This is a genomic window from Streptomyces sp. ISL-36 (assembly GCF_018614205.1).
Taxonomy (GTDB): Bacteria; Actinomycetota; Actinomycetes; order Streptomycetales; family Streptomycetaceae; genus Streptomyces.
In genome coordinates, this window is sequence record NZ_JAGGOS010000060.1 from 1 (window position 1) to 11,091 (window position 11,091).

Here is an 11,091-nt window from a genome sequence, read left to right on the forward strand (position 1 = left end):
GGTGCGGGGCTTTTCTGCGTTTAGGGTGGCGTGCATGCGCTATGAACTGGTCGTCTTCGACAACGACGGGGTGCTCGTCGACAGCGAGCCGATCTCCAACACCATCCTCGCCGGCTATCTGACCGAACTCGGCCACTCCACCTCCTACGAGGACTCGCTCCGCGACTACATGGGCGCCGCGGTCCACCGCGTGCACGACCTGATCGGGGAGCGGACCGGGCAGCGGCTGCCCCAAGATTTCGACGAGACGCTGCACGCCCGCGTTTTCGCCGCCTTCGAGCGGGAGTTGGAAGCCGTCGCCGGGGCGACGGACGTGCTGAAGCAGCTGGTCGAGGCCGAGGTTCCCTACTGTGTGGCCTCCTCCGGGAGCCATGAGCGGATTCGGGTCGGGCACCGGAAGACCGGCCTCGATGCCTGGTTCCGGGACGAGAACATCTTCAGCGCCGAGGACGTCGGCCGCGGCAAGCCGGCGCCGGACCTGTTTCTGCACGCCGCCGCCCGGATGGGAGTCGCCCCCGAGCGGTGCGTGGTGATCGAGGACAGCCGGCTCGGCGTCCAGGCCGCCCTCGCCGCCGGGATGGAGGTGTACGGATTCACGGCGATGACACCGCAGGACAGACTGGCGGGAGCCAACGGCTTCTTCGACGACATGGGGAAGTTGCTCGAACTGCTCCGCTGAGATTGATCCGGTGATCCACCTACCCATGGGTAGACCCGGGACCTACGCTGTGCCGCCATGACGGATGCGCGGTTGCGGCGTGGGCGGGGATCCCTGGCGGTCAGTTTCTTCGTGCAAGGGGTGACGTTCGCGCTCCTTGTGACCCGAATACCGGCGATCCAGGACCGGTACGGGATCTCCGACGCGCTGCTCCCGGTGTTCCTGGCGGCCGTGCCGATCCTGGCCGGTGTCGCCAGTGTGGTCAGCGAGAAGGTCGTGGCCAGGGTGGGGCCGGGGGTGGTGCTGCGCTGGGCGCAGCCGTTCGTCCTGCTCGCGCTGCTCGGGGTCGGCGCCGGCGACGAGATGTGGCAGGCCGCCGTGGCGCTCGGGGTGTTCGGTCTCGCGGTCGGCGCGCTGGACGCGTCCATGAACATGCTGGGGGTGAGCCTGCAGCGGGCGTACGGGCGGAGCATCATGCTCGGCTTCCACGCCGCGTACAGCCTGGGAGGGATCGCTGGAGCGTCGCTGGCGTGGGTGGGGGCCCACTGGGATCTGGCGCTGTTCGTCTCCTATCTGCCCGTGGTGGCGGTGCTGCTGCCCGTGGTGCTCGTCGCGAGCCGGTGGTACGTGGGTGGCGAGCCGGCGCCGGGGGCGGAAGAGGGAGCGAAGGCCGGCGGTGGGGTCGCGTTCAAGCTGCTGCTGCCGCTCTGTCTCGTTATGACCTTCGCGTACATCGGTGACTCGACGGTGTCGAACTGGTCCGCGAAGTATCTGCAGGACGTGCTCGGCAGCTCGGAGGAGCTGGCGACCGTGCCGTACAACGCGTACATGGTCACCACGCTGCTCGGGCGGGCCGTGGGCGACTTCGGTGTGCGGAGGCTGGGGGCCGCCGTGGTCGTGCGGTGTGGGGCCGTTCTCGCGGCGCTCGGATTCGCGGTCGTCGCGGCCGCTCCGGGGGCGTGGGCGGGGATGGCGGGCTTCACTGTCCTCGGGCTCGGGCTGAGCGTGATCGTGCCGCAGACCTTCGCCGCCGCGGGGCGGCTCTTCCCCGGGGCGAGTGATGCCGCCGTGGCGCGGCTGAACGTCTTCAACTATGTGGGGTTCCTGATCGGGTCTCCCCTCGTCGGGGCGCTGGGGGACGCGTGGAGCTATCGGGGGGCGATGCTGGTGCCGATGGTGTTGGTGCTGGTGACGGTGGCGTACGCCACGTCGTTCGGTTCTCAACGGGCCCGATACGGTGGCGGGCATGAGCGGCCGCGCACTGTTGATGTGGGATGAAGCTGTCACGGGGTACGACTTCGGGTCCGAGCATCCGATGGATCCGGTGCGGCTCGCGCTGACCATGGGGTTGGTGCGGGCGTACGGACTCGACCGTGCCGTGGACGTGGTGGCGGCGAAGCCGGCCGGGGACTCGACGCTGCGGCTCGTGCACCGCGAGGACTATGTCGCGGCGGTGCGGGCGGCCTCAGCGAACCCGCGCAAGGCGGACCAGGCGTACGGGCTCGGGACGGTCGACGATCCGGCCTTCGCCGGGATGCACGAGGTGTCCGCGTTGATCGCCGGGCAGTCGGTGGGGGCCGCGGAGGCGGTGTGGCGCGGCGAGGCCGGGCACGCGGTGAACTTCGCCGGTGGACTGCACCACGCGATGCCGGGGAGCGCGTCCGGGTTCTGCATCTACAACGACGCGTCGCTGGCGATCGCCCGCCTGCTTGAGCTGGGCGCGGAGCGGGTCGCGTACGTGGACGTCGACGTGCACCACGGGGACGGGGTGCAGGCGGCGTTCTGGGAGGACCCGCGGGTACTGACGATCTCGCTGCACGAGCATCCGCGGACGCTGTTCCCGCAGACGGGATGGCCGGAGGAGACCGGCGCGGCGGGGGCCGGCGAGGGGTCCGCGGTGAATGTGGCGCTGCCGGCCGGGACGGGGGACGCGGGGTGGCTGCGCGCGTTCCACGCGGTGGTGCCGGAGCTGATCGCGGACTTCCGGCCGCAGGTGCTGGTGACACAGCACGGGGCGGACACGCACTTCGAGGATCCGCTGGCGCATCTGGCGGTGTCGCTGGACGCGCAGCGGGCGGTGCAGACGGCGTGCCACGAGCTCGCGCACGCGCATGTGGAGGGCGGGAAGTGGGTCGCGCTCGGGGGCGGAGGGTACGCGGTGGTCGATGTCGTTCCGCGGTCCTGGACGCATCTCGTGGGGATCGCGGCCCATGCGGAGATCGCTCCCGAGTCGGTGATCCCGTCGTCGTGGCGGGACGAGGTGTACGCGCGGACGCGGCAGTTGGGGCCGGCGCGGATGACGGACGGGCGGTGGCCGGTCGGTTGGCGCGGCTGGGAGGAGGGCTACGACCCGGCGGACCGACTGGACCAGGCGGTGCTGGCGACGCGGCGGGCGGCCTTCCCGCTGCGGGGGTTGCTGGCGTAGCGGTCGCTCCGGCTCGCCGGATGTCCGCTTTCGGTTACGCCAACGGTGGGGAGGCGAACGGTTTCTGTCCCGGCGTCAGCTCCGCTCGGGCAGCATCGAGAGGGTGCTGAGTACCGGGGTGTTGCGGGCGCATTTGTTGGCGGCGGGGTTGGCGGGGAGGGTGGCGACCTCGCGGGAGGAGAGTCTGCGCAGTTACCGGCTCTTCGCCGCGCGGGACCCGCGGGTGATGCTGGGTCTCGATCCCCAAGGGGGCTGGGGGGAGGGCGATGTGCTGCGGCTCATGGCCGACCGGTGTGGGGTGTCGGGGGATCCGTCGTACCGTTCGGGGCCCGATGTCATCGATCCCGAGCGGACGCTGAGCGGTCTCGACGCGTTCGCCGCGCGGTTGGGCGCGGCGGCGCGGCGGCGGGCCCCGGTGCTGCTGGGGACCGGCCATCCGCATCGATTGCTGGGGTTCTACGCAGCGCTCGCAGACGCTTTGTCGGCGGTGGGATGTCTTGTCCTCACCCCCGCGCAGGGGAGATGTGTCGACATAACGACCCGGTTCGGTCTACGCACGCACATCCTCGACTACGTACGGGGTGTCGCCCTGGTGCGAGAACTCGGTGTGTCGGGCGCGGGGCGCGAGACGGGGGCGCACACTCACTCGCCGCTGCCGGTCAGGGCCGTCCTGGAGAGCGCTGTGGAGGGTGGCCGGCCGCTTCCGGAGCTCGTCGTCGGGGACCACGGTTGGGTCTGCGGTGCTGGTCAGCTGGGTATCGAGGCCATCGGGCTGGCCGATACGGACGACCCCGCGCTGTTCGTCGGTGAGGCGGAGGGGCAGGTGTCTGTGGCCGTTCCGCTTGATGACGCCGTCCGGTCGGATTACTACCGGCCGCTTACTCGCTATGTACTCAATCGAGCGTGTCTGTCACGGTAAACGGCCGATGGTTGCTCCTCTTCCCCACTCGTACCACCCGCCCCTAGTCTGGAGCGTGAGCGCACAGCGACGCAGGGTCACCGGAGGGGAAGCCGGTGGGCGTCGTGTGCGGAAGGTACAGGTGGGTCATGGCTGCTGGCGATCGGCCTCTCAACGAGGTCAAGTTTCTGACCGTGGCGGAAGTCGCCTCGGTGATGCGAGTGTCGAAGATGACCGTGTACCGCTTGGTGCACAGCGGTCATCTGCCGGCGATCCGGGTGGGCAGGTCCTTCCGGGTCCCGGAACAGGCGGTTCACGAGTACCTCAGGGTGTCTTTCGTGGGGGTGGAGACCGCGTAGCGAGCGCGCGGCGGGAGCGCACTCCCCCCTCGGATTACTAGTGCGGTGCTCGGGGCGGTAGGCTGACCCCTCGTAGGTCGTGTGGGCCCAGACGCCCCGCACCAGTGAAGAGAAGTGAGCGAGGGTAGTCGTGGGCTCTGTTATCAAGAAGCGGCGCAAGCGGATGGCCAAGAAGAAGCACCGCAAGCTGCTCAAGCGCACCCGCGTTCAGCGTCGCAACAAGAAGTAAGCGACGGCTGTAACGACGGCTGTTTGTGCGTCGGGCGTGGCCCTCCACCGTTTCGGTGGGGGGCCACGCCTTTTTCGGTCTTCTTGTCCACGGCGGTCGTGGCAGGGCGACAGCGAGGCGCTACGGTGGCGCACAGACCCCGGTGAGACGCCGGGGAGCAGACCGACGGAAACCCGACGGAAGGCGCGGATCTTGGGCAAGGTCGTGCTCGTCACCGGTGCGGCCCGGCATCTCGGGGGCCGTTTCGTACGGCGTGTCCAGCGGGACCCCGAAGTCGACCGGGTGGTCGCCGTGGACGCCGTGGCGCCGACGCACGACCTCGGCGGAGCCGATTTCGTCCGGGCGGACATCCGCCAGCCGGCCATCGCCAAGGTGCTCGCCGAGTACGACGTGGACACGGTGGTCCACATGGACGTCACCGGCACGGCGCTCGGCGCCGGCGGCCGGACGTCGGTCAAGGAGACCAACGTCATCGGCACCATGCAGCTTCTCGGCGCCTGCCAGAAGTCGCCCCGGATCCAGCGGCTCGTCGTCAAGTCCAGTACGAGCGTCTACGGCTCCGCGCCCCGCGACCCGGCCGTCTTCACCGAGACGACCCCGCCCAAGTCGCTGCCGAGCGGTGGTTTCGCCAAGGACGCCGTCGAGGTCGAGGGGTACGTACGGGGTTTCGCGCGCCGCCGTCCGGATGTGGCGGTGTGCGTGCTGCGGTTCGCGAACATCCTGGGGCCCAGGGTGGACTCGCCGCTGGCCGAGTATCTGTCGCTGCCGGTCATGCCGACCGTCTTCGGGTACGACCCGAGGCTGCAGTTCGTCCACGAGGACGACGTGATCGACGTCCTGGAGGTGGCCGCGCACGAGCCGCGGCGGGCGACGCTGAACAGCGGCACCTTCAATGTGGCCGGTGACGGTGTGCTGTTGCTGTCGCAGTGCGCGCGGCGGCTCGGGCGGCCGACGGTACCGGTGTTGCTGCCCGCGGTCACCTGGGTCGGCTCCGCGCTGCGGACGGTCGGAGTCACCGACTTCTCACCCGAACAGATCCGGCTCCTCACCCACGGCCGGGTCGTCTCCACCGTCCAGATGCGCGAGACGCTGGGGTTCGCGCCGCGGTTCAGCACGGCCGAGACCTTCGCGGACTTCGCCCGCAGCCGCGGTCCCGGACTGCTTCCGCCGGAGACGCTCGCAGGGGCCGTGGACCGGGTCGCGGCCCGGCTGGATCAGAAGGAGCCCACGTAACGATGGCGGACGCCAAGGTCATTCCGTTCGACGACGACCGTTCACGGGCGCGGAGGCGGCCTGCCAGGGCGGGCGGGGACGCCGCCGTACGCGCCCTGCCGGGGCAGCACGGGCCCGAGGAGACACCGAAGCCCCTGGAGCCCGTCGCGGAGCCCGTCGTGGACCCTGTGGAGCCCCAGGGCGTCGAGGGTGAGCCGCGCGGCGGCGAGCGACGTCCGCAGGGCGGTGGCGGCTGGGAGCGGCGGCTCGCCGGCGGACTGGCCTTTCTGCGGCGGCGGGTGACGGGTGAGTACGAGGTCGACGAGTTCGGTTACGACAAGGAGCTCACCGACCAGGTCCTGATGTCGTTGGTGCGGCCGCTGTACGAGAAGTACTTCCGGGTGGAGGTGAAGGGGATCGAGAACATCCCCGCCGAGGGCGGGGCCCTCGTCGTCGCCAACCACTCCGGGACGCTGCCGCTGGACGGGCTGATGATGCAGGTGGCCGTCCACGACAACCATCCGGCCGGCCGGCACCTGCGGCTGCTCGCCGCCGACCTCGTCTTCATGCTGCCGGTGGTGAATGAACTGGCCCGCAAGGCCGGGCACACTCTGGCCTGTGCGGAGGACGCCGAGCGGCTGCTGCAGGCGGGCGAGATCGTGGGAGTGATGCCGGAGGGGTTCAAGGGCATCGGAAAGCCGTTCAGCGAGCGCTACAAGCTCCAGCGCTTCGGCCGCGGCGGGTTCGTCTCGACCGCGCTGCGGGCCGGGGTGCCGATCGTGCCGTGCTCGATCGTGGGGGCGGAGGAGATCTACCCGATGCTCGGGAACGCGAAGACCCTCGCGCGGGTGCTCGGCTTCCCGTACTTCCCGCTCACGCCGACCTTTCCCTGGCTGGGGCCGCTGGGTGCGGTGCCGCTGCCGACGAAGTGGACGATCCAGTTCGGTGAGCCGATCGCGACGGACGGCTATCCGCCGGAGGCGACGGAGGACCCGATGCTGATGTTCAACCTGACGGACCAGGTGCGGGAACAGATCCAGCACACCCTCTACAAGCTGCTGGTGCAGCGGCGGTCGGTGTTCTTCTGAGCGTACGAAGGTGGGGTGCCCTCTCCTCCGAGAGGGCACCCCACCTTCGTCTCAGCGCGCGTCCTCGCCGTCGACGCCAATGCCCGGGAGCAGGCCCGGCAGCAGCGGGGGGAGGGTGACGTCCGGCATCGGCGGGGCCGACCGGTAGCCCGGGGGTGCCGGGAGGGTGTCCGTCGGCGGGGTGTCGAGCAGGTCGCCCGTGTTCCCGCCCAGCAGGCCGTCGTCCTGCGGTGAGCCCGTGCCCGAACCGGAGCCCGAGGGTGTGGGTCGGGTGGAGTCTGCGCCGCCCGCCGTGGGGGCGGTGGAGGAGGACGGGGTGTGCTGGGTGCGCATACTCGGGGTGTCCTGCGGGGAGCCGGTGCCGCCGGTGCCGACCGCGCCCTTCTCCGGAGTCCGCGGGAGGATCCCCTGGAGCGGCTCGACGTCTTCGTCTATGGCGACGAAGACGTCGTTCACCTCGTTGCCGACGTCCGTGAGCTGGACGGGCAGGCGGTCGCGCAGGCCGTTCCAGATGTCGCGGTGGGCCTGGGCGAAGGAGTTCAGCCGGGCCATCGGGGCGATGGCACCGTCCTTCACATACGCCTGACGCAGCAGTCGGTGGCCTTCCGAGGCGTCGTGCTTCATGCCGCCGAGGACCCGGCGGATCTCGCCGAGCGACTCGTGGTCGAGAGCGCCGGCGCGGCCTCGCTCCATGAGTCGACGGGCCTCGCTGAGCCGGGTCGATGCCTGGTCCAGATAGATCCCGCCCCGGTCGGCGTCGTCGTCCGCCATCCCGAGCTTGATGTCTTCCATGCCGCGCTTCAGCCCGTAGAGCGAGTCACCGGGAAGGGCGTCGGAACTGGCAGCGGCCACACCGCCGAACGCCCCCGCGGCCACACCGACCGTGAGGCCGCCCGCGGCGATGCCCTTCGACCAGCGGGAGCGGGGGCGCAGTTTCCTGAGCGGGGAGGCCCGGTGGGTCCCCCGCCCGCTGGATGTCCGCTGTTCCGGCACCGTAGGGCCCGCGGCCGCGCTCCCCTCCGCGAGCATCGCTTCCATGGCGGCGACGAGCTGGGCCCGTTGCACCACCTTGACCTCGGGGTCCATCGCCGGCTTCGGCAACTCGCCGAGGCCGTTCGCCAGGGCCAACAGCCGTCCCTGTTCGGCCGGTTCGGCCGACACCTCGGGCGGCTCGGCAGCCGCGCCCTCGGACGCCCGATCCTCCAGGGCCTGGGCGAAGGCGTTCGCCCGCCGGTGCGCCGATACGTTCGCGATCACTGGCGGCACCTCCTCTCGTCATGACGGTCGACTCCCCGGGGTGTCCGGAAGGTTGCACGCCTTGAACACATCCACCCGAACGAGTGAGTGGCTGTGGGCATGGCGTGACCACAGGGAGCCTGCATTCCGCACAACGAGCGGCGCGGCACTTGGGTTACGCGCGAAAGATGATCGGACCAGTGCGTCATCGAGGCGTCACCGACTGTGAGTTGGGCGGGGGGTCGGGGATGGGGGCGCGGTGGTGGGGGTGGCGCGGCGGTGGGCGCGACGCGGTCCGCGGTGGGTGCGCGTGTGGGGGGAGCGAAGCGGTCAGCGGGCGTCGTCCGGGAGCAGGCGGGCGAGGGTGCGTACGGCCCGGTACTGGAGGGTCTTGATCGCCCCCTCGTTCTTGCCCATGACCCGGGCGGTCTCGGCCACCGACAGACCCTGCAGGAAGCGCAGGGTCACACACTCCTGCTGCTGGGGGTTGAGTCGGCGGACGGCGTCGAGGAGCGCCGCGTTGGAGAGGGACTCCAGGACGGAGTCCTCGGGGCTGCGCTCGACCTCGTTGGCGTCCAGCATCTCGCCGGTGGTCACTTCCAGTCGGAAGCGGCTGGACTTGAAGTGGTCGGCGACCAGGTTGCGGGCGATGGTGACCAGCCAGGCGCCGAAGTCGCGGCCCTGCCAGGTGAAGGTGGAGATCCGGCGCAGGGCGCGCAGGAACGTCTCACTGGTGAGGTCCTCCGCCGTCGCCTTTCCGCCGACGCGGTAGTAGATGTAGCGGTAGACGGTGTCGCTGTACTGGTCGTACAGGCGGCCGAAGGCCTCGGCCTCACCGGCCTGGGCGCGCTCGACGAGGTCCATCATGCGCGCGCTGTCGCTGTCGGCGGTGGGGCGGCGGGCGGCGGTCGAGGTTCCGGTGCCGCCGCGGCTGCCCCGTCTGCCGACAGCGGCACCGCTCTCGGCAAGGGCATAGCAGGGACCGGCGGGTGCCGGTGCGGCGAAGGCAAAGGCGGGGACAGGGACGGCGTACGCGGTGGGGACGAAGCCGCGCAAGTGGTCGAGGACCGTTGCGCGCAGCGTAGCCAGGCCCGAGGCGTCAACCCCGACGTGTGGGTACACGGGACTCCCAGAGGCAGAGCTTCCATCACGTGCAGTGCGGGACCGTTCACTCGTCGTGGCGACGTGTGGGTTCCGTTGTGCGTCTGAGGAGAATAACGCTTCGTACAGGCAGCGCTACACCCAGTTGCTCAAATCATCGATTCCGTCGCTTCTCTTACCGCTTGCGGACGGTTCAAGGCGCACTTAGTGACCGATTGTTGATCGGATTGCTTCCGAGTGTGACTGCGTGCACGCACTGTTGTGGTCGAGTGCGGGGCGGCCGAATGATCTGGGCCGTTGCTGGGTAGGGAGCGGCGAATGGACCGGAGTCGACCTGTGCGGCGTTGTTCGACCACGTACGGGTGAGGGGCGCTGGTCCGGGGTTGTCGCAGATGATCGCAGCCGGAACGTATCGGCAGGTCGGCGGCGCTCCGAACGTGAGAGCGGGCGCGTGCCGGGTGGAAAGCGGGGTCAGCGGCGGCGGCGGTGAAGGGCGACCGCGGCGGCCGTGCCGCCCGCCAGCGCGCCGACGCCGGCCGCGGCGGGGATCCCGACCTTGGCCGCCTTGCGGCCCGTCCGGTAGTCGCGCAGCCGCCACTCCCGCGCCTTCGCGTACTTGCGCAGCTTGGTGTCGGGGTTGATGGCGTAGGGGTGCCCGACCAGCGAGAGCATCGGGATGTCGTTGTGGGAGTCGCTGTAGGCCGCGCAGCGGTTCAGGTCCAGGCCCTCGGCGGCGGCCAGGGCCCGTACCGCCTCCGCCTTGGCGGGTCCGTGCAGCGGTTCGCCGACCAGCTTTCCCGTATAGACGCCGTCGACGGACTCCGCGACCGTGCCGAGCGCGCCGGTCAGGCCGAGACGGCGGGCGATGATGGTGGCGGTCTCGACGGGGGCGGCCGTGACGAGCCAGACCTTCTGGCCGGCGTCGAGGTGGGCCTGGGCGAGGGCGCGGGTGCCCGGCCAGATCCGGTCGGCCATGTACTCGTCGTAGATCTCCTCGCCGATCGACATCAGCTCGGAGACGCGGTGGCCCTTGACGATGGACAGGGCGCTGTCGCGGGCGTCCTGCATGTGCTCCGGGTCCTCGACGCCGGCCAGCCGGAACCAGGCCTGCTGCCAGGCGAACCGGGCCAGCTCGCGTCGCTGGAAGAACTTCCGCTTGTACAGGCCGCGGCCGAAGTGGAAGATCGCGGCGCCCTGCATCACGGTGTTGTCGAGGTCGAAGAAGGCGGCGGCGTGGACATCGCCCACGACCGGGAACTCGGGCTCGGCGGGCTCGGCGGCAGCGGCCGCCTCCCGCTCCAGTTCGAGCTGCTGCGAGGTCTTCCGGGCAGCCTCGGCGGCGGCCTCGCCTGCCAGGACGCTGCGCGCGGTGGCGGAGCGCCTACGGGGGGTGAGCCATCCCAATGCGGCCATGCGGTGAGCATAGCCAGTCTGTTCGGTCCTTCCGGACGGGAAGGGATGCCATGGGGGTGAACACTCCGAGACCCTCCTGTTAAACGGATGGCGGGGGAGCAAGCTGGATAAAGGGGGTACACCGGCGCTCCGGGCGCGGCGCAGAATGGACGGCATGTTGGGACGGATGAAGAAGAAGGCCACCTCCGCCGCTCCTGTCGCGGCCTCGCGGACCGTGACGCTGATCGGGAAGCCGGGCTGCCATCTGTGCGACGACGCACGGGCCGTGATCGAGGCGGTGTGCGCCGAGACCGGGGCGCGCTGGGAGGAGAAGGACATCACCCAGGACGAGGCGCTGCACCGGGAGTACTGGGAGCAGATCCCCGTGGTCCTGATCGACGGTGAACAGCACACCTTCTGGCGCGTGGACGCCGGGCGGCTCCGTCGTGAACTGGGTGCCTGACCGGAAGACGGTTACCATCGTGGACGTTTT

12 protein-coding genes are annotated in these 11,091 nt (G+C 70.3%); 9 read left to right on the forward strand and 3 right to left on the reverse strand.

Going from position 1 to position 11,091, the window contains the following annotated elements; translation table 11 throughout:
* Positions 1-34: 34 nt before the first annotated feature.
* From J7E93_RS16295 to J7E93_RS16330, 8 genes are all read left to right on the forward strand, one after another.
* Positions 35-679 (forward strand): HAD family phosphatase, encoded by a 645-nt coding sequence (locus tag J7E93_RS16295; RefSeq protein WP_215069935.1) that lies wholly within the window; start codon positions 35-37, stop codon positions 677-679.
* Positions 680-736: 57 nt separating this feature from the next.
* Positions 737-1,936, forward strand: coding sequence for an MFS transporter (locus J7E93_RS16300; protein ID WP_215069937.1), 1,200 nt, complete (start codon positions 737-739; stop codon positions 1,934-1,936).
* Positions 1,905-3,083 carry an acetoin utilization protein AcuC gene (locus tag J7E93_RS16305; RefSeq protein ID WP_215069939.1) on the forward strand — a complete coding sequence of 393 codons (1,179 nt, stop codon included), beginning with the start codon at positions 1,905-1,907 and terminating at the stop codon, positions 3,081-3,083. The genes J7E93_RS16300 and J7E93_RS16305 overlap by 32 nt, the downstream gene beginning before the upstream one ends.
* Before the next feature lie 103 nt (positions 3,084-3,186).
* Entirely contained in the window at positions 3,187-4,002 is an 816-nt protein-coding gene (locus J7E93_RS16310) for a phosphatase (protein ID WP_215069941.1), read from the forward strand.
* A 128-nt stretch (positions 4,003-4,130) separates the two neighbouring features.
* On the forward strand, positions 4,131-4,340 hold the full coding sequence (locus J7E93_RS16315; protein ID WP_215069943.1) for a helix-turn-helix domain-containing protein: 210 nt from the start codon (positions 4,131-4,133) through the stop codon (positions 4,338-4,340).
* 130 nt (positions 4,341-4,470) lie between these two features.
* Positions 4,471-4,569 carry a 30S ribosomal protein bS22 gene (locus J7E93_RS16320; protein ID WP_003948845.1) on the forward strand — a complete coding sequence of 33 codons (99 nt, stop codon included), beginning with the start codon at positions 4,471-4,473 and terminating at the stop codon, positions 4,567-4,569.
* A 192-nt stretch (positions 4,570-4,761) separates the two neighbouring features.
* A complete protein-coding gene (locus J7E93_RS16325) occupies positions 4,762-5,802 on the forward strand; it encodes an NAD-dependent epimerase/dehydratase family protein (RefSeq protein WP_215069945.1) in 1,041 nt (346 codons plus the stop codon).
* Positions 5,803-5,804: 2 nt separating this feature from the next.
* The gene (locus tag J7E93_RS16330) at positions 5,805-6,869 is read left to right on the forward strand and encodes a lysophospholipid acyltransferase family protein (protein ID WP_215069947.1); all 1,065 of its coding nucleotides are present in this window, start codon (positions 5,805-5,807) and stop codon (positions 6,867-6,869) included.
* Positions 6,870-6,920: 51 nt separating this feature from the next.
* Here the strand turns inward: J7E93_RS16330 and J7E93_RS16335 are convergent, their stop codons facing one another.
* The 3 genes from J7E93_RS16335 to J7E93_RS16345 all read right to left on the reverse strand — a co-directional run bounded on the left by J7E93_RS16335 (position 6,921) and on the right by J7E93_RS16345 (position 10,619).
* Positions 6,921-8,126, reverse strand: a complete 1,206-nt coding sequence (locus J7E93_RS16335; RefSeq protein ID WP_215069949.1) for a DUF5667 domain-containing protein — start codon at positions 8,124-8,126, stop codon at positions 6,921-6,923.
* Between the two features lie 309 nt (positions 8,127-8,435).
* Positions 8,436-9,227 carry an ECF subfamily RNA polymerase sigma factor, BldN family gene (locus J7E93_RS16340; protein WP_215069951.1) on the reverse strand — a complete coding sequence of 264 codons (792 nt, stop codon included), beginning with the start codon at positions 9,225-9,227 and terminating at the stop codon, positions 8,436-8,438.
* A 450-nt stretch (positions 9,228-9,677) separates the two neighbouring features.
* Positions 9,678-10,619 (reverse strand): HAD family phosphatase, encoded by a 942-nt coding sequence (locus tag J7E93_RS16345; RefSeq protein ID WP_215069953.1) that lies wholly within the window; start codon positions 10,617-10,619, stop codon positions 9,678-9,680.
* Between the two features lie 145 nt (positions 10,620-10,764).
* On the opposite strand from J7E93_RS16345, the gene J7E93_RS16350 reads away from it, so the two are divergent.
* Positions 10,765-11,061 carry a glutaredoxin family protein gene (locus J7E93_RS16350; protein ID WP_215069955.1) on the forward strand — a complete coding sequence of 99 codons (297 nt, stop codon included), beginning with the start codon at positions 10,765-10,767 and terminating at the stop codon, positions 11,059-11,061.
* The last annotated feature ends 30 nt before the right edge of the window (positions 11,062-11,091 follow it).